This is a genomic window from Candidatus Accumulibacter contiguus (assembly GCF_012940005.1).
Taxonomy (GTDB): Bacteria; Pseudomonadota; Gammaproteobacteria; order Burkholderiales; family Rhodocyclaceae; genus Accumulibacter; species Accumulibacter contiguus.
In genome coordinates this window covers 102,913-122,247 of the sequence record NZ_SPMX01000007.1, presented here as the reverse complement: position 1 = coordinate 122,247, position 19,335 = coordinate 102,913, and the positions used below count along the sequence as shown (strand labels likewise).

The window sequence follows — 19,335 nt, the reverse complement described above, 5'->3', positions numbered from 1 at the left end:
TTCGGTGCATGACCCTGGTTATCCGGGGGGTTCAGGCAAGCACCGCGTGCTCTTCTTCGAAAGTCAGCTTCACTTTCTTGTTTTCGTCGATGTCGACGGTGACGTGGCCGCCGGAAGCCAGTCGCCCGAACAACAGTTCGTCGGCCAGTGAAGCGCGGATGGTGTCCTGAATCAGGCGTGCCATCGGGCGGGCCCCCATCAGCGGGTCGAAGCCTTTCGCAGCGAGATCCTCCTTGAGTGCTGTGGTGAATACCGCTTCCACCTTCTTTTCATGCAGTTGTGCTTCGAGCTGCATCAGGAATTTGTCTACCACGCGCAGGATGACGTCGTGGTCAAGCGCTCCGAAGGAGATGGTGGCATCGATCCGGTTGCGGAATTCGGGGGTAAAGATCCGCTTGATCTCGGCCATTTCGTCGCCGGCCTGTCTGCTTGGATTGAAACCCATCGTTGCTTTCTGGATGGCCTCCTGTCCGGCGTTGGTGGTCATGATGATCACCACGTTGCGGAAGTCTGCCTTGCGTCCGTTGTTGTCGGTCAGCGTGCCGTGGTCCATGACCTGCAACAGGATGTTGTAGATGTCGGGATGCGCCTTTTCGATTTCATCGAGCAACAGGACACTGTACGGCTTCTTGGTGATCGCCTCGGTCAGCAGTCCGCCCTGGTCGAAGCCAACGTAGCCGGGTGGCGCACCGATCAGGCGTGATACGGCGTGCCGCTCCATGTATTCCGACATATCGAAGCGCACCAGTTCGTTACCGAGACAGTACGCCAGTTGCTTGGCTACCTCGGTTTTGCCGACTCCCGTCGGACCCGAAAACAGAAAGCTGCCGATGGGCTTGGTGGGGTTGCCGAGACCGGAACGGGCCATCTTGATCGATCTGGCAAGCGCGTCGATGGCTGCATCCTGGCCAAAAACCACGGCTTTCAGGTCACGGTCGAGATTCCTCAGGTTGTTACGGTCATCGGACGAAACGTGGGTCGAGGGGATGCGTGCAATCTTGGCGACGATCTCTTCGATGTCGATCTTGCCGATCAGTTTCTTCTGCCTGGACTTGGGAAGGATCCGCTGCGCGGCGCCCGCTTCGTCGATGACATCAATCGCCTTGTCCGGCAGATGGCGGTCGGTAATGAAGCGTACCGAGAGTTCGACGGCCGAGGTCAATGCCGCAGTCGAGTATTTGATGCCATGATGGGATTCGAAGCGTGACTTGAGCCCCTTGAGGATCTCGACCGCTTCGGCGCTCGATGGCTCGTTGACGTCGATTTTCTGGAAACGCCGTGACAGTGCGTGGTCCTTTTCGAAGATGCCACGGTATTCGGTGTAGGTCGTCGCGCCGATGCACTTCAACTGGCCGGTGGACAGGGCGGGCTTGAGCAGGTTCGACGCATCGAGGGTGCCGCCTGAAGCCGATCCTGCGCCAATCAGGGTGTGAATTTCGTCAATGAACAGAATTGCCTGCGGATTATCGCTGAGCTGCTTCAGAACGCCCTTCAGGCGCTGTTCAAAATCACCGCGATACTTTGTGCCGGCCAGCAGCGAGCCCATGTCGAGGCAGTACACATTCGCTTTGGAGAGAATTTCGGGAATCTCGCATTCAACGATCCGGCGTGCCAGCCTTCGGCAATGGCAGTTTTTCCGACGCCCGCTTCGCCGACCAGCAGTGGATTGTTCTTGCGCCGGCGGCAGAGTGTCTGAATGACCCGCTCAAGCTCCCGGTCACGGCCAATCAGGGGGTCGATCTTGCCCTGGAGAGCCAAGGCGTTGAGATTGATGGTATAGCTTTCGAGTGGGCCAGCGGCGCTGGGCTGTTCGCTTTCCGCCTCGACTTCAGGCTCGCTGCGCGGTGTGCTCTGCGGCACCTTGCTGATCCCGTGCGAGATGAAGTTGACCACATCGAGGCGACTGACGCCCTGTTTTTGCAGGTAATAGACCGCGTGCGAATCCTTTTCGCCAAAGATCGCGACCAGGACGTTGGCGCCGTTGACCTCCTTCCTGCCGGAAGACTGAACATGCAGGATGGCGCGCTGAATCACGCGCTGGAAACCCAGGGTGGGTTGCGTATCGATCTCGTCATCGCCAGCGACGGTTGGCGTGTGCTCGCCGATGAAGCGGGTCAGGTCCCGGCGCAGTTGCTCAATGCCTGCTCCGCAGGCGCGCAGGGCTTCGGCAGCCGATGGGTTGTCGAGCAGTGCCAGCAGCAGGTGTTCGACGGTGATGAACTCATGGCGCTTCTGCCTTGCCTCGACAAATGCCATGTGCAAGCTGACTTCAAGTTCCTGCGCAATCATTTCAGTTTTCCTCCATTACGCACGCCAGGGGATGCTGGTTACTGCGTGCGAAGGTTGTGACCTGTTGAACCTTCGTGGCCGCGACGTCGCGCGGAAAAACTCCACAGACTCCGCGGCCCTCGGTGTGTACTTTGAGCATGATACGCGTCGCGTGTTCTCTATCCAGCCCAAAGAATCTTTGCAGAACGACGATTACGAAATCCATCGGGGTGAAATCATCGTTCAACAACAGAACCTTGTACAGGGGCGGCGGCGCGAGTTGTGTACGTTTCGCTTCGAGCAGGGAACTGTCTTGATGCTTTGTGGCCATGCGTGAATTCTAACCAGTCTTTACGGATGCGCAATACCAGAAATGCCATTTTCGGGGTGTTAGACGGTGCTGCGGGCAGCAAACATGGAAAACGCTTGACGTCGCTGCCTGATCTAGCGTAAAACGCTTACATGCTCTTAGTTTAGGCAGCTGGTTGGTGTTTGTCCATGACTGGAATCCCTGATCAGCTGGTGTTGAATTAGAAGCATGCAAGTCGGGCGATACCCGGGTTTAGTCTTTTTTCAAGGAAGTGGCAATATGGCAACAGGTACAGTGAAGTGGTTCAATGACGCCAAAGGTTTCGGCTTCATTACTCCGGACGATGGCAGTGAAGATCTCTTCGCCCATTTCTCCGCGATTACCATGGGCGGTTTCAAGACCCTCAAAGAGGGCGAAAAGGTCTCCTTCGACGTGACGCAGGGCCCGAAGGGCAAGCAAGCATCGAATATTTCGCGCGCCTGATTTTTTGGGTGTGCAATAGGGACCCGCCTTCGGCGGGTTTTTTTTTCGCCATCAGGCTCGGATCTCGACTGCTTTCCGCCAGGCTTCCGCGCCAGTGCGTTCGATCTAGCGATCTGCTGCTCTCAACCTGCTGTCCAGTGTCCTGACTTGCCGCCAATTTTCTCGAGCAGGCGCAGGCTTTCAATGCGCATCCCGCGATCGACTGCCTTGCACATGTCGTAGATCGTCAGCAAGCCGATACTGGCGGCGCAAAGCGCTTCCATCTCGACACCAGTGCGGCCGAAACACTCGGCACGCGCCGTGCAATGCACGCTGTTGGCTTCGTTATCGATGGCAAAGTCGACAGAAACCTTGGTCAAGGCAATCGGGTGGCACAAGGGGATCAACTCGGAAGTGCGTTTGGCGCCTTGAATCGCGGCAATCCGCGCAACGCCGAGAACGTCACCCTTGCTGGCCGAACCCTCCACAATCCGGGCCAGGGTTTCCGGCTGCATCAGGATGCAGCCGCTGGCCATCGCCTGCCGATGAGTCTCGGTCTTTTCGCCGACGTCGACCATTTGCGCCTGACCTTGCGGATTGAAGTGGGTGAGGGGGTTGGCGGGCATGATCGTCAGTGAGGTAGGCGGGTACTCACCTATGGACGTACCCGAAATGGAGCCAGTGATATTCGGTAACGCTTGGTAACAATTCGCTGGCTGTGCATTGGTTATCATAGCACCATCTCCATTCGTCCATGTCCGGGAGCCGCGTTGAAGCGAATCACCTGTGCCGCCGTATTCCTGACCGTGGCCGCCTTGTTGGGAAGTTCCTCGCTGCCGGCAGACGAGCTTCCCGACCTTGGCGAGGCAGCGCGTGCGGAACTCTCGCCGCAACTCGAACGAAAGATCGGCGAGCGCATCATGAATGAAATCCGCTTGCGTGAGCCGAGCTACGTGGACGACGCAGAGGTCACCGACTACCTCAATCGTCTGGGCAGCCGCCTGGTAGCAGCCAGTGCGAATCCGTCCCGCGATTGTCAGTTCTTTTTCATTCGCGATAACACCGTCAACGCGTTTGCGATGTTCGGCGGTTTCATCGGCGTGAATACCGGGACGCTGCTGACGGCGCAATCGGAGTCTGAACTGGCCGGCGTACTCGCGCATGAAATTTCGCATGTCATGCAGAATCACCTGGCACGGCAGATTGCCCGCGAGAAGCAGAACTCGATCGCCAGCATGATCGCCATGGCTGTCGGCGTATTGGCTGCCCGTTCCAACTCGCAGGTGGCCAGTGCTGCGATCGCGTCGGCACAGGCAGGATCGATCCAGGCGCAACTGGCCTACAGTCGTGATTTTGAACGAGAGGCCGATCGATTGGGGTTTCAGACGATGACCCAGGCGGGCTACGACGTGCGCGGCATGGGGGACTTCTTTGGTCGCCTGCAGCAGGCCGGTCGGGTATATGAGAACAACGCACCGGTCTATATGCGCTCGCATCCGCTGACCCTGGAGAGGATTTCCGACATGCAGAACCGGGCGCAGGGTGCCCCCTATCGGCAGGTAGCCGACAGCCTGGACTTTCATCTTGTGCGCGCCAAGCTGCGCGCTCAGATGAGCACGCCGCGCGAGGCAGTCAACGAGTTTGGCAAGCAGTTACGGGAAAAGAAATATGTTTCGGAGGTGGCGACCCGCTACGGATTGGCGTACTCGCTGTTGAGGGCCAAGGAAGTGGCTGCCGCACAGCGAGAAGTCGAGGCGCTGAATGCGCTCAAGGTGTCTTCTCCAATGACCGCCGGTCTCGCGGCCGAGATCAGGATGGCGGCCAATGACTTGGCCGGCGCACTGGCGATCTATCGTGATGCCTTGCAGCGCTATCCGCAGTCCAGGTCACTGGTTTATGGTTACGCCGAAGCACTGCTTGCCGGGGGAAACCATGAGCAGGGCCAGCTCTTTCTGGACTCCCAATTGCAGGTCTACAGTTCCGACTACAAGCTATATGCCCTACAGGCCAGGACCTTCGCGGCGGCGGGCAGGCGCCTCCAGCAGCATCGAGCGCAGGCCGAGTTCTATCTTCTGCAGGGACAGTTGGGGCCGGCCGTTGAACAACTGCAGTTTGCACAAAAGGCTTCCGACGGCACTTTCTTCGAACAGTCTGCGGTGGACGCCCGCCTGCGCGAATTGCGCAAGCTGCAGGCGGAAGAGGCGAAGGAGAAGCGAAATGGCGGGTAAAATACGTCTTTCGTTGGGGATCCAGGCCATGCATTTCGATCGAGAACTAGACGTCAAAGGGCTGAACTGCCCGCTACCAATTCTGCGTACCAAGAAGGCTCTGTCCGAGATGTCTCAAGGGGAAGTGCTGCACGTACTGGCGACCGATCCGGGTTCGCTCAAGGATTTCGAGGCCTTCGCCCGGCAGACCGGTAATGAGCTGCTGTCGAGCACCGAGGCAAACCAGGTTTTCGAGTATTTCCTCAAGCGCAAGTAAGGCGCCGCCTGGCAGACGGGCTCCTGCCACTGTGCTTCCCTCCAGATCGCCGGCTGCTGTCTGCCCCTTCGCCCTGTTCGATGGGGACGGTGGAAATACCCTGCTGCTGAGCAACTGCCGTCGATCCATGGCACTCGACGGCGCTGCCGATCCAGCGCAGGTTTTCGGTACGATCGAGATGGCACTGGCCGCGGGAAACTGGGTGGCGCTGGCGGCCGACTACGCTCTCGGCGCAAGCCTCGAGCCTGCGCTCGCCAGACCGTCGCCAGGGCGGCCATTGCTGCGGGCCTGGGTGTTTGCGCAGGCGGAGTGGCTTGACATGCCGGCAGTCGAGGCTTTCCTTGCCGAGCAAGTGGCAGCGCTTCCCGAACATCAACGGCTGGCCGGAATCGCCGAATTGTCGCCTGGCGTCGATGCGGCAAAGCATGCCGAGCAGGTCAGGCAGATTGGTCACTGGATCGCCGACGGCGACTGCTACCAGATCAATCTCACTTTTCCGCTGACCTTCCGGATCTACGGTCATCCGCTGGCGCTGTATGCGCGCTTGCGCGAGCGGCAGCCTGTTCGCTATGGGGGCTACGTCGGCAGTGGCGAGGAAGCGATTCTTTCCTTCTCGCCGGAGCTGTTTTTCGAGCGCTCGGGCAGCCGCGTCGTGACGCGTCCGATGAAAGGCACGGCGCCGCGTGGCGGTACGCCGCTGGTCGATCAGGAGCGGCGGGCGGCACTGCTCGCCTCGGCGAAGGAGCGCGCCGAGAACATCATGATCGTCGACCTGCTGCGCAATGACCTGGGACGACTGGCGCAGCCGGGCAAGGTGCGCGTCGAAGCCTTGTGCGAGGCCGAAGCCTATCCCACGCTCTGGCAGATGGTGTCTACGGTGGCCGCAGAATTGCCGGCAACGCCCCTGCTCGAGCTGTTCGGCGCGCTGTTTCCCTGTGGCTCGGTCACCGGCGCACCGAAGATACGCGCCATGCAGCGCATTGCCGAGCTGGAAGAATCGCCGCGCGGCCTGTATACAGGCGCTCTGGGCTGGTTGGCGCCGACTGGCGACTGCCGTTTCAATGTCGCCATTCGCACCATCGAAATGGGAACCGGCCAGCGGGCGCGCATGGGGGTGGGCAGCGGCATCGTCGCCGACGCGGATGCGGCGTCCGAGCATGCGGAATGTCTACTGAAAGCGAATTTTCTGACCGCTTTCGATCCGGGATTCGAGTTGTTCGAAACCTTGCGCCTCGAAGACGGGGGGTATCCCTGGCTGCCTTTGCACCTGGATCGTTTGCAGGCATCCGCTCGCAGCCTCGGTTTCGCCTGTGCGCTGCCGACGGTGTCCGCGGTGCTGGCGGCAGAAGCTGCTGGGCGGCCGCGTGGGGTCTTTCGCGTTCGTCTGACGCTCGCGCATGACGGCAGTTGCCGCGTCACTGCGTCGCCTTTCATGGACCAACCCGGCCGCCAGTGGAGCGCACGCCTGGCGGCTGAAACGCTGCCTGACGACGACTACCTGCTGCGCTACAAGACCACGGCGCGCGCCCGTCATGAGCGCGCACTGGCGGCGCTGACGGCATGTCCCGCGGTCTTCGACACGATCTTTCTCAACACGCGCGGCGAGGTTTGCGAAGGCGCACGCAGCAACGTCTTCGTCGAGCGCGGCGGGGTGCTGTTGACGCCGCCTCTGCACTGCGGCCTGCTGCCCGGCGTGCTGCGCCGCCAACTGCTCGAATCGGGGCGCGCGCTCGAACAGGTGCTACGGCTCGACGACCTGTGCGGGGCTTCCCGGCTGTATCTGGGCAACGCCCTGCGCGGTCTGCTGCCGGTGTCGCTCGAATGCTGACTGCAGCGGCAGTGCCTGGCACCACCACGTCCAGGTGCCTTGGTCTCTGAGTTCGCTGCGCAACAGCAGCCCGGTGTCTCGTCCGCAAGAATCAGGTCATGCTGCAGCGGCATCTGGTAAGCGTACTGATTGCCAGTGCGGGCGAGAACGAGAGCGATCTCCAGTCGTGCCGGCGATCTCTTTCATCTGTTCCGGTGAGTATGTTCTTTGGCAAAAATCACCTTATACTTGCCATGGTGGAGTGGGATTTTCATCCCTGCTATATGATCGGTTCAGGGGGGACTCCTTCGGGTGACGATCATCCCGAAGGCGCGCCCTCCTCTCGTCCCACCGGTGCACCGTCCTGGCCAGATGGCTACGATCCGACGGCATGCGTGGGCACCGGTGCTAGTTCCGGGGGAATGAACTACGACTACCCGTGCGGGCCCAACCGCGTGGAGCGCCAAGTGCCGGTCGGTTACGACGGTCCGGACTCTGCCCGTCCGCCCTGTCCGCCGGGCTCCCCAGGGGTGTTCGTGAGTGGTCCTGACGGCGGTGGCAGCGGTCTTGGTAGCGGCGGTGGCGGTGGTGGTGGCGAGTCGTCTCCCAGTGGCCCAGGGGTCCGCTACATCGGCAATCCGCAGGAAGAAACGCCGACCAACGTGCATTGCGACGAGCCCGGCGAGGTTCCGGATTGCCTCTTGCCACTCGGCCTGAAGATCGTCGGCGGGTTGATCATCGGGGCCGCGCTTCGACGGGGTGACGCAGGTCGACGATTTGGCCGAGCGGGCACTCACGCATGCGGATTTCCGCGCGTACCAGATCGATGCCTACGACCAGGCGCTGCTGAACAACGTACGCGAGGCCCAGGTCGAACTGCAGATCGAGCAGTTGAAGCAGGTCGAAGGAGTTTGCGCGACGATTCGCTTGCGGATCGAACAGGACCTGGTGATGAGCCGGCAAGCCTTCATCGGGTCGCTCACGCTGGAATCGGACGACGAGGATTTGAGTCAGATCGCACTGAACCTGGTCATTACCGACCTTGCCGGCAACGTCGTCGCGAGCAATGTGTTCGGCATCAGTAACGACTATCTGTCCGGGATCGACGCCCTCGATGGGGCCGACGGCCTCGCTGCCGGCGGCTCGTTCACGTCGGAGGACACCTTCCTGCCCTCGACACTGGCTGCCCCCGAGGGACCGGCGGCCTACCGGATCGGAGGAACGCTTTCGTTCCGCGACGTGACCGAGAGCCACGATCACCTCATCCAGCTCGATCCGGTGACCGTCCATGTGCTGCCGCAGGCAGAGTTGACGCTCGACTACTTCCAGGAGCGCAATGTGGTTTCGGACGACCCGTTCACGGACGATGTCGTCGAGCCAGCGAGCCCGTTCCTGCTCGGCGTGCTTCTGAGCAATGACGGGAGGGGAACCGCCGATTCGCTGCGCATCGAATCCGCGCAGCCGAAGATCATCGACAACGAGAAAGGCTTGCTCGTCGATTTCAAGATCATCGGTTCGCAAGTCGATGGCGAAAGCCCATCCGGCAGCCTGACCGCTGTTTTCGGCGACATCGGTCCCGGCGATACGGCAGCCGGCGCGTGGTTCCTCGAATGCTGCGGGCACACTCGTGGGGCCGTTGGCGACGGGCGTGGCCGCGAGCATCGCCGGCAGTTTCGGCTTCCTCGTCCTGGGGGCAGACGGCGCGTTCCGCTACACGCTCGATGATCAGAAGGAGAGTGTGCAGGCGCTCGACGCTCAAGGGCAATTGGTCGACGTCTTCACGTATACCATGAAGGACGCTGCTGAAGCGACGTCGACCGCCACCCTGACCGTGACGATCCATGGCGCAAACGACGCCCCGGCCTGACCGACGACGACCCGGCCGCGAACAGCGTTGCCGAGGGTGCCGCGAACGGAACGACGGTCGGAGTGTCCGCCCGGGCAACAGATGTCGATTCGCCAGCGCTGTCCTATTTTTTGTCTTTGCGGGGCAAAGTGCCAACGTGTTCAGCGACAGCGTCACGTGGTTCGAGATTCGCGGCAATACCATCATCCAGGCCGACGCCGACGGAAAGATCGAGGCTGACTTCACGCTGGTTCTCGTGGGCACGAGTCTCGGTCTCAGCGCAGCGGATTTCGTCCTTTGAGGAGCCTGCACGTGCGACCGATCGACGTCAATACGGCGGGACGCAACAATATTCGCCAGGTGGAGTGTCGGTTTTTTTTTACAGTGTCAGTCGAATCGTTATTGTAACATACTGATCAAAAAAGAAATTAATGACTGGCACGGTCATTGCTTACGTGTTGGGCAACCAAAAGCTGGGGATTTCCGGCCGCAATTGGTGACCATATACCTAACGAAAGGAAAAACATCATGTTCTTGACATGGAAAAGATTGGCCGTTGTGGCCGCACTAGCCACCGCAGCGCCTTTGGCCTCTGCTACGGTATTGCCGCTTGGCTCGTGGCAAACCTTTAGCTTCGGCACTGCGCCGTCGTTCATCGATACCTACACGATTGACGTGGCCCCAGGTTCGCATGTGAAAGTGAAGATCGTCGACGGCTTCGTCATCGGCGACGAGTTCTCGTACTCGGTCGACGGCGGAGCACTGCAGTTCACCTCCGATGCGGATGCCAACGACGGCATCCAGTCGAATGCTTTCGACGGCGACGCTGCCTGGGCTGACGCGAGGCTGAGCAACGGCCTGATTCTCCTGCTGCCCGGTTCGCATACCATCGACATCGCCATTACCGAGAATGCCTTGGGCACTTCGGGCGGAGGTGCGTTCATTCGGGCGGACCTTCCCGAACCCGCAACGCTTGGCATGATCGGCCTAGTGCTCGCTGGCCTCGGCTTCAGCCGCCGTAAGGTTGCCTGAGCGTCGGTTAGGCTACTCCGCCGCAAGGAACGAAACCCCGCTGCGGCGGGGTTTTTTGCGTCTTGCGGCTCCTGACGGGAAGCCGACCGGGTACTGGCAGAGCGAGCGGCGAGCGGGGTTGCTCAGGAAAGAGCGGTGCTCGCGTGCGGCGAGTTGTGGACTTGCCCCGGTGGTGTGTGCTGCGTTGCACGAGGCCACTACGCGGAGGAGAGGCGGCCGAAGCCGAAGATCTGGTCGGAAAGGCATCGGTCTTTATTGCCAGGGCTTGTTCTCATTGATCATGATGATATCCCATACGCAAAACAATCTTGACTCAGGGGGCCAGTTTACCGGCTGTGACCGCCTGAGGCGTTCGCGTTGCGGTTCGAGTTTTTCGAGCGTGGCGACGAAGTCCTGGAGGCGCTTCCTTTCCTGTTATGCCGCGATATCGGCGTTGCCACCGAGTAGACCCGTCAAGCGCCTGGCCATCCCATCAAGCTGTCGTTCGTCGTAAAGACGAGAGCGCACGCTCTCGGGCATCCAGCGATCATGCACAAAGACCAGGCTGCCGTCGCCTGCTCGGAGCCTCCCTGCCGACAACGGCCCCGACTGTCCGGCTCGATGGGCTCTCGCCCGTGGCCTCGCCGACGCGATGGATCTTTGCTGCAAACGGCAGCGGCGGTGCCGCGGGGCGCCCACCGCCGCCCGCTGCGACCTACTCGGGGAGGCCGTTGAGGAGGAACATGGCCTGCAGGGCATCGTTCGGCTTGCCGAGTTGCCCGAACCAGCGGCCGAGAATCGGGCTGATCTCTCCGGAACGGTAGAGCCTGGCCAGGGTGCGGTCCACGGCGAGACGGAAGTCGGCGTCCCGACGCATCGCCAGGCCGTAGGGTTCGTAGCTGAACTGCAGTGTGGCAAGCGCAAAGGCCTGTCCCTGCCCGCGCACCAGGGCCGTCGTGATCAGCACCGTGCGATCTGCCGCATAGGCAGTGGCCGTCTTGTCCTTCAAGGCCTGCATGGCCGCATCATGGTCTGCCACCTTGAGCAGGTGAACATCGAGCTTGCCTGCCTTGATCAGGTCCTCGAGCGTCTTCTCGGTCGTCGTTCCGGCCACCACCGCTACCCGTTGGCCCTTGGTGGCTTCGGGGGAGGAAGGCGCCTCGCCGTCGCGAAACAACAGGCCAGCACCGTCGATGAAGGTCATCAGACTGAAGTCGAAGTCGGCCCGACGCGATAGCGTCTGAGTCGTATTGCCGCACTCCAGGTCGATCGCCCCGCTCTTCAGCGCTTCGAAGCGACTCTGCGCAGTCACCGGCACCCAGCGCACGTCGAGCTTCGGCAGTTCAAGTTGTTTGCCAAGATCCTCGGCGACGATCCGGCACAGGTCTACGCTATAGCCGCGCGGCTGCTTGTCGTCGCCGACGAATGAGAAAGGCATCGAATTCTCGCGGTAGCCGAGCTTCAGGGTCCCGGACTGCTTGATCCGGGCCAGTGCCGATTCAGATGCCATGGCCGGCATGGCGATGGCAAGGCTTGCGGCAAGCCCGCCGAGGAGAAGAGTTCGTTTGATCATTGGATTCCTGTCGAGTGGAGAGGGAGAGGTGGTCCGCAGCAAAGGAGATCATGCGGGCGCCGCAAGTATGCACAGCAACAACGGGTTTTTCCACCATAAGGACTGCCTTTTCCCGGCCAGCCAGCGCCACAGCGCTTGCCAAGCTCGCTAGTGGATTGCTGCCCCCGGCAAAGGCTCGGCGCCCACCCGGTAGCTTCGTGACGTGGCCCGCAGGATGCGGAGTTCCCCAGCCGCCGCTGCGCGCGCCTCGACGATCGGCGGTCGATCAGGGGTTGAAGATCAGAAACTGCCGAACCAGCCCCGGAGGGAACTGACACTCGAACACGCCATCAGTCCAGGCGATTCTCGATGATGAGAAACCATGGCCTTTGGCCCGCATATTGCAAGTAGCCATCCGGGGACAGGGTCAAAATGGTTTTTGAAACGGAATTGCGAACATTGCCGCCAATGGCTTGCAAGGTTCGCCCGTTGGTTTGCACAACGATATCGCAATGCAGCCTCGAGTTGAGTGAGTCCGGTAGAGTTTCCACCAGTTCTTGAGGCTCGACCTTGCTTCGGGTGGCACAGATCAAATCCCCGGGTTGGGGTTTGTATTGCTGGATGGTGTGCGGCATAAAGACGGCGAATGGATCGTGGGCGTTGGCAAGAAGACGGTTGAGATACAAGCGGTGGGCGCTGCTTGGAGGGAACAGGTCTTTTGGCACACCCGCCGTCTGCATGATCCAGCTGATGAAGGCAGCGGACCACGGTTCTCTGCAGTCGTAACCGGACAGCCGGTACTTGCCGACTGCGCGCCAATACTGGTTGATCCGATCACTGTGGTCGTGATCGTCATCTTCCCAGATTCCCACACGCGGAATGCTCTCGTCGTCGCCATCGATCACGACCGTCTGCTGGCCGAAGTAGACCCATTCAGCGTTTGCGGCTGCAATGATCTTGTACCTCCAGTAACCCAGCTGCGGTGATGCGGGCGATTCCGGCGATTCCGGACTGTCGGCCTGGGGTGCGGTCTCCTGTGCTGTCGGTTGTTCGTCTGGGGCTTGCGCAGGCATCTTCGGTGGCGACCCACAAGCGGCCAAGGCAAAGATCAACACGATCCGCAGATGTCTGATCATCACCATGTAAGCTTACACACGGGAAGGCGGGTCATAGTTGAGTCAGCATGGCGTAGCGTCGCCGATGAATCGCCAGTGGGTCCAGAAGTCCTCCTTCGGGCCCGCGTCTGTGAGCCAGGAGACAGATGCAACTCGCGTCGTCGGGGCGAAAAAACATCGCCGGGCCCGTAAAGCCCGTATGCATCCACCACGATTGACTGATTCCGGTGGGGGGCACATTGGGCAAGTGCGGCGGCATGTCCGTCCCGCTGAACTCGATGACTCGACAAATGCCGTTCAGTGGCAAACGTTCCAGCAGTTCGCCGAACTGGCCAGGGCCGTTCAATACGCGCCAAAGCCCAAGTCCCCAAACGGTGCCGTCGACGGATCGTGCATGCGCGAGCGCCATGTTCGGTGCATGAGTCGTCCGCCATGCCATGAGCCACGGCAACAGAAGTTGGGCATTCGCAGCGAAGCCGGCGTGGCCGATCATCCCGGCTCGCGCATTCGCATCGTGCGGCAGGTTCGCCATGCCTTCCGGAAAGGCAATGTTGTTGGCGGCAAGGAGCCAGGCCTCCTGGTCCGGCCCGGGCGGAAGTGTGATTGGCGCCTCACTCCACGGAGCTGGCACGAGACCAGTCATCTGTTGCCCAAGTTTCGCCCAGGAGCCGCCACTGACCGCTTCGACGGCCTCAGCCAGCACACGGAACCCAAGGTCCGAATAGCAGGCCGGAAATTCGCCGAATTCTGCGACTGGCTTTACCAGCAGAGGGTGTCGATTCCAGGGAAAGGGGGCGGCGAGTTGCTGAGCCAGCGGAACGCCATTATACGGAAGCCATGGCGGCAAACCCGCCGTGTGCGAGAGCAGTTGGCGCGCCGTCAAAGGCCACGTCCGGTTGCGAAAATCCGACAGGACGGGAAGAGTGCGCAGGTCACGATCAAGGTCCAGGTGCTTCAGAGCCAGCGGCGTCGTGACAAGCGGCTTGGTTAGTGAAGCGAGATCGAACCACATGAATCATTGCCCCCGGCTTGTGCAAGTGCATTCGGCCACGAGCAGCTCTGGACGGTATTCGAAATGAATGGTGTCAAAGTGGAACCATTTTCCGCCCCAGATAAAGCCGTTGGCCTCAAAAATCTTCACCACGTCCTGCAAGCCTCGATCCTCCAGAACACGTTCCGGGTAAGCGCAGGCTTTTCCGGGTAGGCACCCTGCCCAGCGCCAATACTGGCCCAGCCCGTGCGGGAGCTTGAAATCAATAGCGATACCAAAGCTGTGGCTGCTGGTCCGTTGGGTTCCGTGTATGGTTCGCCACTTGAGTGTTCCTACCGGGCTGGAGACGAGATGCCGAAGCTCGGGACGAGCGGCGATGGCCTTGCCGACTCGCATCAGCGCTTGGTCCGCGCTGGCGACTCGGCTGAATGGCAGGGATTTGCCTGTCGGGGCCCAGGTCACCTGAAGGATATTTCGCTGTACGGCAAGTTTATCCTCACCGTAAAGGCGTTTGAAGAACCGCTCATCTCGCATGCGCCCCGGATCTTCGTTGAACCCGGGCGGATCGACCGGAAAGCCCGGCGAATAGCATTGACTCATCTGATCATGCAGATCAGCGTGGTCAAGCCGCTCCTCGAAGTTGCCCTGACTTCCTGAGCCGTAAGGCAGGCGATGACCATCTGCCAAGAACAGGGTATTGCCGTCTTTTCCACTCAGAAACCCTGGGTAGGCTTTCAGCAGGCAGTCGATGCCCTGTTGCGCATCAGAATAGGCCCCTGAGGACAGCGTGAGCATCAATGGCACGATACTCCAGAGTCGCATGATTGGGATAGGTTTCCTGTGCATCATTGTTGATCAGCCAGCCAGCCAGCCATTCTGCGCCTGCACCTGGGCTGCCGGGTACAGAATCACTTAGACAGCGGGACAAACTCAACCAAACCGTGCCGCGAATCCCTCAAGCGTAATGTTCTCAGCGATCGCGTCATGCGGAATTAGCACGTAACGCCAAGGCTTGCCACCGTAACTTGCTGCATGGTCCGAGGCATTCGCGCACCACTTTACGGCGGCTTCCTTCTTGGCGACGACAATCGGGTCTTCAAGCTCCGTGCGCTTCTTGGGTTCCAGCATGTAGATCGTTGCAGCAGTTTCGGCAACGAAGTCCGGCTGGTATTCCGGATGATCCTCCCCGGTTTGGTAGTAAATCTGGAACTGGCCCTTGGCGGGCTTGAACCACTTGATTGAATCACGTTCCAGAATCACCGCCAGCTTGCGCTCCGAATCGGAATCGAATTTCTGCACCGGATACAGACACTTCTGGAAGCCGCCGAACAGGTACTTGGCCATGTTGCTCTTGTCGGTCGGCTCCACCCGATAGTTGGCAGGCGGCTCCTGTGCGGAATGCGAGTAGGCGCTCTGCTTCAGCTCGGTAAAACCCTTACTGATTTTCACCTCATGGCCGGCTACGTCCTCCCAGTAATGCGCCTGCATCTGGGCGTGGATGAAGCGCGCAATGTCCCGCTGATAGCAACGTAGTACCTTGCGGGTGTCCTCTTCGGTCAGGTAACTCTTGAAGTGCTGCACGGTCTGGGTAGCCAGGTCGTAGAGCAGATCGGCGTGTTCGTCGTAGGAAATATCGTCGAAATCCACCAGGCCGCTGACGACATAGTCTTCCAGCCGCGCTTCGTCGATGCCGCCACGGCTCACTGAAACCACTTCCAGTTGATTGGTGCGCAGGTGCTGTATCCAGAGTTCGTCGGAAACCGCCGGGTACCTCAAGGTATCCAGCTTCAGCGTGAAGGCTTTGAAGCCTGATTTCACCTCACCCCTGGGCACCACCAGAATGCGCGGAATGTCAATGGTCTGCTGCGTGACAAGCTCGACCGTCTTTGCCACCACGGCCGCAAAGTCCGGCTTCTGCGTCACCCCGTCCAGTTCCAGTTGAGTCGGCTGGTGCTGTTCCTCGACCGCCCTGACGATGGCGGCCTGAATTTCGGGCTTCTTCAGGTACTCGATGCTGGGCAGCGTCTGCGGCTGGTGTTCCAGCTTGCGGATGACCTCGTAGGTGATCTGCGCGACTTTCTGCTCTTCCCGCTTGGTGAAGGCAGGCGCTTGATCCTGGCCGGCCACCGTCGTGCTGCTGGTTGCGTGGGCAGGCGTCAAGCCCAGTTTGGTGGCCAGTTGCGATTGCGACACCACCGTGGTCGTTTTCTGCCCGAGCGCATCCGCATCCAGCACGAGGGTTTGCAAGTGGATCGCCGAGTCCGGCTTGTTGGCCTCGGCGATGATCTCCTGAAACTTGTCGTGGGCGACGATGTTCAGCCGATCCACGGCCGTCACGCCGGTGCGCTTGCCATAGGGCAGACGCAGGCCGCGCCCGATGGACTGCTCGATGAGGATGCGGGCATTGGCCGCCCGCAGCGGCACGATGGTGTAGAGGTTGGTCACGTCCCAGCCCTCCTTGAGCATGTTGACGTGAATCACGATCTCCGTCGGCTCGTCGGTGTTCTCCACCTTGAGTAGCTTTGAAATCATCTCTTCTTCTTCGGCCCCGGTCTTGCTCGAATCTACCTGGATGACCTTGTCGCGGTAGCGGCCCTCGAAGAAGTTGTCGGACTTGATCAGCACGGAAAGTTGTCCGGCATGAGTCGTATCGCGGGCAATCACCAGCAGGAAAGGCTTGACGATGGGCTTCTCGCTCTCACGTGCGTAAGTCTCCAGCTCCACCTTGACGCTTTCGTGCAGGCGCACGCCGTCTTCCAGTTTCAGCCGTTCGATCTCCTGCGCCGACATGCCCGCCGGGTTGAAGTTCTTGCGCGTGACCACCGCCGGTTCCTTGACGAATCCATCAGCCATGGCGCGGCCCAGCGGGTAGTCGACAATCACGTTCTTGAATGCCAGCGCGCCGCGCGGGGTCTCCACAAACGGCGTCGCGGTCAGTTCCAGGCCCAGGATCGGCTTCAATTCGTTGATGGCGCGAATGCCGGCGCTGGCGCGGTAGCGATGCGATTCATCCATCAGCATCACCAGATCCGGCAAACCGGCCAGATAATCGAAGTAGCTCTCGCCGATGTATTCCGACAGCCGTTTGATGCGCGGCGACTTGCCCCCGCGCACTTCGGAATTGATCTTGGAAATGTTGAAGATGTTGATGCGCACGCCGCCGAAGAGCGTGTCGCTGCGCGGGTCGTGCTGGTCGTAGTTGTCGCCGGTGATGATCGAGGGCGCGTTTACAGCGAATTCCGCGATGCCGCGGAACACGTACTTGGGGTGATTGCGGTCGCTGAAATCGGCAATCAGCTTATTGTAGATGGTCAGGTTCGGCGCCAGCACAAAAAAAATTGTCGATGCCGTGCGCCAGGTGCAGATAGCTGATGAAAGCGCCCATCAGCCGCGTCTTGCCCACGCCGGTGGCCAGCGCGAAGCACAACGAAGGGAAATCGCGCTCGAAATCCGTCACCGACGGGAACTCGCTGCGGATGGCCTTCAGCAGGATCGCGACATCGGCGCCCTTGCCCGGTGGGGCAATCTCGGTAATGCGGTCGAGGATTTCCAGCGAGCGGCGCTGCGGATGGCGCAGACTAAGGCGGCCGGCGATAGCGTTGACGTGGCGGTTCATTCCTTCTTCCCCTTGCTCTTCTTGGCCGTCTTCTCCAACTGCTTAACCTGTACGCTGATCGACGCCTCAAAGTCACGTTCGGCAAATACATTGCGCACATGCTGGGCAATGGCCGGCACGCTGACTTGATACAGCTCGGCCAACTGCTTCTGCGTCATCCATACCGTTCCCTCGGCAACACGCAACTGCACCCGTGTCTGCGCATCTTCGCTCTGGTAAAGCAGGAATTCTCCGGTCGGCAGGACATCGCTCACGGCTCCCCCCCGTCGAACAATGACTGTTGGCCGGGCTTGGGCGGTTCCTTGGGCAGGTTCTCCACCTGCAGGGAGTAATCGTCATGACCCCACTCGCAGCGCGACAGCACCTGCCTGGGAATCTTCTTCACCGTCAGGTTGGGGTAGGCATCGGCCTTGGCGCGGAAGGCGGTGCACAGGACCAGCAACGACCGATCCGGCCCCACCTCGTCGGAAAGCTGCTGCAACTGTTCATGGGTCAGGCTGGCGGTGGTGACATAGACAAAATCCCGCTCGGTGGAATGGCCGTGCTGCCAATACACCGCGTCCGAAGGTGCATAGCTGAAGCCCTCCAGCTTGCATAGCGCCTCGGCCAACATGGCGGCGTTGTAGTCGTGGTTGATGACCCAGTTGCCCCACTTGTCTTTTTCCAGCAGCGAGGGCGCCAGGCGGTAGTAGCGGAAGCCGCCGCCGCCCTTCCAGCCAACGGCTTGGCTGACGCCACCGGAGTCTTCGCCGTCGATGACCTTCTTCAGGCGTGGGATGATGTGGGTGTGGCAATGCTCGCCGAGCTCCACCATGATCCAGCGGCGGCCCATCTTGTGGGCCACGGCGCCGGTGGTGCCGGAACCGGCGAAGGAGTCGACGATAAGGTCGCCAGGGTCCGTTGCCAGTTCGATTATTCGTTGCATCAATCGCTCTGGTTTGGGAGTGCCGAAAAGGTCATCGCTGAAAAGCATCTTGCTTTCCTTTTTTGCCTCATCGTTGTGCCCAACTTCGTCGTACTTCCAAATCGTTGTTGCCGGGATAGTTTCGCTAACTTCAGTCAAGAATCGCTTGATCGCCGGCCGCGCATCTCCGCCAACACCGAACCAAATGCGGTTATCCGCAATCAGTTCAGCGAATTTTTCCTTTGTGTAGCGCCAGCTCGTTCCTGACGATGGCCAGACTTCACGACCTGACGGTAGTCTTACTGGAAAGACTGCGTAATCACGCACCTCATTGCGCAATGTATCCCCGGCCTTCCAAAGCCCTCTTGAGTCGTTGTCTCGATTGGTGTACCGAGATGTTTGCTTTTCCGTCTTGCTCAGGCGATTCACCTTAACTCGTTCAACGTTTTTGGCGTACACAAGCACAAAGTCATGGGAACTCGACAGGAGTTTCGAGTCAGCCTTAGGAGCGTACTTCTTCTCCCAAATTACGGTTGATACGAAATCCCTTCTCCCAAAAACCTCATCGCACAGCACCTTGAGGTAGTGCGCCTCATTGTCGTCGATGGTGATCCACAGCGAGCCATCGTCGGACAGCAGCCGCTTGATGATCTCCAGCCGGTCGCGCATCAGCGACAGCCAGATCGAATGCTCCACCCCGTCGTCGTAATGGGTAAAAGCGCTGCCGGTGTTGTAAGGCGGGTCGATGAAGACGCACTTCACCTTGCCGGAAAACTCTCCCTCCAGCGCCTTCAGCGCCAGCAGGTTGTCGCCGAAGATGAGCCGGTTGTCGAAAAAGTCGGCACTGGTGACACGGTGCTTCGCGTGGTACGACTTCGCCGGGTCTTCCAGCAGGATGCGCGGCTCCAGCTTTGGCCGGTTCTCCTTGCCGATCCAGGTGAGTTCGAGTTTTTGCTTCTTGCTCATCGC

At 60.1% G+C, this 19,335-nt stretch carries 16 protein-coding genes and 2 pseudogenes; 8 read left to right on the top strand and 10 right to left on the bottom strand.

The features are described 5' to 3' along the window. Positions 1–31 precede the first annotated feature (31 nt). Positions 32–2,289, bottom strand: a pseudogene (gene clpA, locus E4Q08_RS03785) (ATP-dependent Clp protease ATP-binding subunit ClpA). A gap of 1 nt (position 2,290) precedes the next feature. Continuing rightward, the gene (clpS, locus tag E4Q08_RS03780; protein WP_034913686.1) at positions 2,291–2,599 is read right to left on the bottom strand and encodes an ATP-dependent Clp protease adapter ClpS; all 309 of its coding nucleotides are present in this window, start codon (positions 2,597–2,599) and stop codon (positions 2,291–2,293) included. A 258-nt stretch (positions 2,600–2,857) separates the two neighbouring features. Here clpS and E4Q08_RS03775 point away from each other — a divergent pair, with 258 nt between their 5' ends. Beyond that, positions 2,858–3,061, top strand: coding sequence for a cold-shock protein (locus tag E4Q08_RS03775; RefSeq protein WP_015768464.1), 204 nt, complete (start codon positions 2,858–2,860; stop codon positions 3,059–3,061). A gap of 122 nt (positions 3,062–3,183) precedes the next feature. Here the strand turns inward: E4Q08_RS03775 and moaC are convergent, their stop codons facing one another. Then, complete coding sequence (gene moaC, locus E4Q08_RS03770) at positions 3,184–3,666, bottom strand: cyclic pyranopterin monophosphate synthase MoaC (protein ID WP_034913691.1); 483 nt, start codon at positions 3,664–3,666, stop codon at positions 3,184–3,186. 144 nt (positions 3,667–3,810) lie between these two features. Here moaC and E4Q08_RS03765 point away from each other — a divergent pair, with 144 nt between their 5' ends. The 7 genes from E4Q08_RS03765 to E4Q08_RS03735 all read left to right on the top strand — a co-directional run bounded on the left by E4Q08_RS03765 (position 3,811) and on the right by E4Q08_RS03735 (position 10,209). Continuing rightward, a complete protein-coding gene (locus E4Q08_RS03765; RefSeq protein ID WP_169069399.1) occupies positions 3,811–5,268 on the top strand; it encodes a beta-barrel assembly-enhancing protease in 1,458 nt (485 codons plus the stop codon). A gap of 28 nt (positions 5,269–5,296) precedes the next feature. Beyond that, the gene (locus E4Q08_RS03760) at positions 5,297–5,524 is read left to right on the top strand and encodes a sulfurtransferase TusA family protein (protein WP_034913707.1); all 228 of its coding nucleotides are present in this window, start codon (positions 5,297–5,299) and stop codon (positions 5,522–5,524) included. Between the two features lie 127 nt (positions 5,525–5,651). Then, positions 5,652–7,352 carry an aminodeoxychorismate synthase component I gene (pabB, locus tag E4Q08_RS03755; protein ID WP_248594673.1) on the top strand — a complete coding sequence of 567 codons (1,701 nt, stop codon included), beginning with the start codon at positions 5,652–5,654 and terminating at the stop codon, positions 7,350–7,352. A gap of 738 nt (positions 7,353–8,090) precedes the next feature. Then, entirely contained in the window at positions 8,091–9,056 is a 966-nt protein-coding gene (locus E4Q08_RS03750) for a COG1361 family protein (RefSeq protein WP_169069397.1), read from the top strand. Next, a complete protein-coding gene (locus E4Q08_RS03745; RefSeq protein ID WP_308240051.1) occupies positions 8,959–9,198 on the top strand; it encodes a VCBS domain-containing protein in 240 nt (79 codons plus the stop codon). The genes E4Q08_RS03750 and E4Q08_RS03745 overlap by 98 nt, the downstream gene beginning before the upstream one ends. Before the next feature lie 136 nt (positions 9,199–9,334). Beyond that, positions 9,335–9,478, top strand: coding sequence for a hypothetical protein (locus E4Q08_RS03740; RefSeq protein ID WP_169069395.1), 144 nt, complete (start codon positions 9,335–9,337; stop codon positions 9,476–9,478). Positions 9,479–9,705: 227 nt separating this feature from the next. Beyond that, entirely contained in the window at positions 9,706–10,209 is a 504-nt protein-coding gene (locus E4Q08_RS03735; RefSeq protein ID WP_169069394.1) for a PEP-CTERM sorting domain-containing protein, read from the top strand. Positions 10,210–10,903: 694 nt separating this feature from the next. Here E4Q08_RS03735 and E4Q08_RS03730 read toward each other — a convergent pair. The 7 genes and pseudogenes from E4Q08_RS03730 to E4Q08_RS03700 all read right to left on the bottom strand — a co-directional run bounded on the left by E4Q08_RS03730 (position 10,904) and on the right by E4Q08_RS03700 (position 19,332). After that, positions 10,904–11,761, bottom strand: a complete 858-nt coding sequence (locus tag E4Q08_RS03730; RefSeq protein ID WP_169069393.1) for an amino acid ABC transporter substrate-binding protein — start codon at positions 11,759–11,761, stop codon at positions 10,904–10,906. A gap of 329 nt (positions 11,762–12,090) precedes the next feature. Beyond that, complete coding sequence (locus E4Q08_RS03725; RefSeq protein WP_248594671.1) at positions 12,091–12,876, bottom strand: DUF2272 domain-containing protein; 786 nt, start codon at positions 12,874–12,876, stop codon at positions 12,091–12,093. Positions 12,877–12,907: 31 nt separating this feature from the next. Further along, entirely contained in the window at positions 12,908–13,867 is a 960-nt protein-coding gene (locus E4Q08_RS03720) for a serine hydrolase domain-containing protein (RefSeq protein WP_169069391.1), read from the bottom strand. A gap of 3 nt (positions 13,868–13,870) precedes the next feature. Beyond that, positions 13,871–14,641 (bottom strand): M15 family metallopeptidase, encoded by a 771-nt coding sequence (locus E4Q08_RS03715; protein ID WP_248594670.1) that lies wholly within the window; start codon positions 14,639–14,641, stop codon positions 13,871–13,873. A 135-nt stretch (positions 14,642–14,776) separates the two neighbouring features. Then, positions 14,777–17,462, bottom strand: a pseudogene (locus E4Q08_RS03710) (DEAD/DEAH box helicase). Further along, positions 17,459–17,716, bottom strand: coding sequence for a virulence RhuM family protein (locus tag E4Q08_RS03705; RefSeq protein WP_169069390.1), 258 nt, complete (start codon positions 17,714–17,716; stop codon positions 17,459–17,461). The pseudogene E4Q08_RS03710 and the gene E4Q08_RS03705 overlap by 4 nt, the downstream one beginning before the upstream one ends. Continuing rightward, the gene (locus tag E4Q08_RS03700) at positions 17,713–19,332 is read right to left on the bottom strand and encodes a site-specific DNA-methyltransferase (RefSeq protein WP_169069389.1); all 1,620 of its coding nucleotides are present in this window, start codon (positions 19,330–19,332) and stop codon (positions 17,713–17,715) included. Before E4Q08_RS03700 ends, E4Q08_RS03705 begins: the two co-directional genes overlap by 4 nt. Positions 19,333–19,335 lie beyond the last annotated feature (3 nt).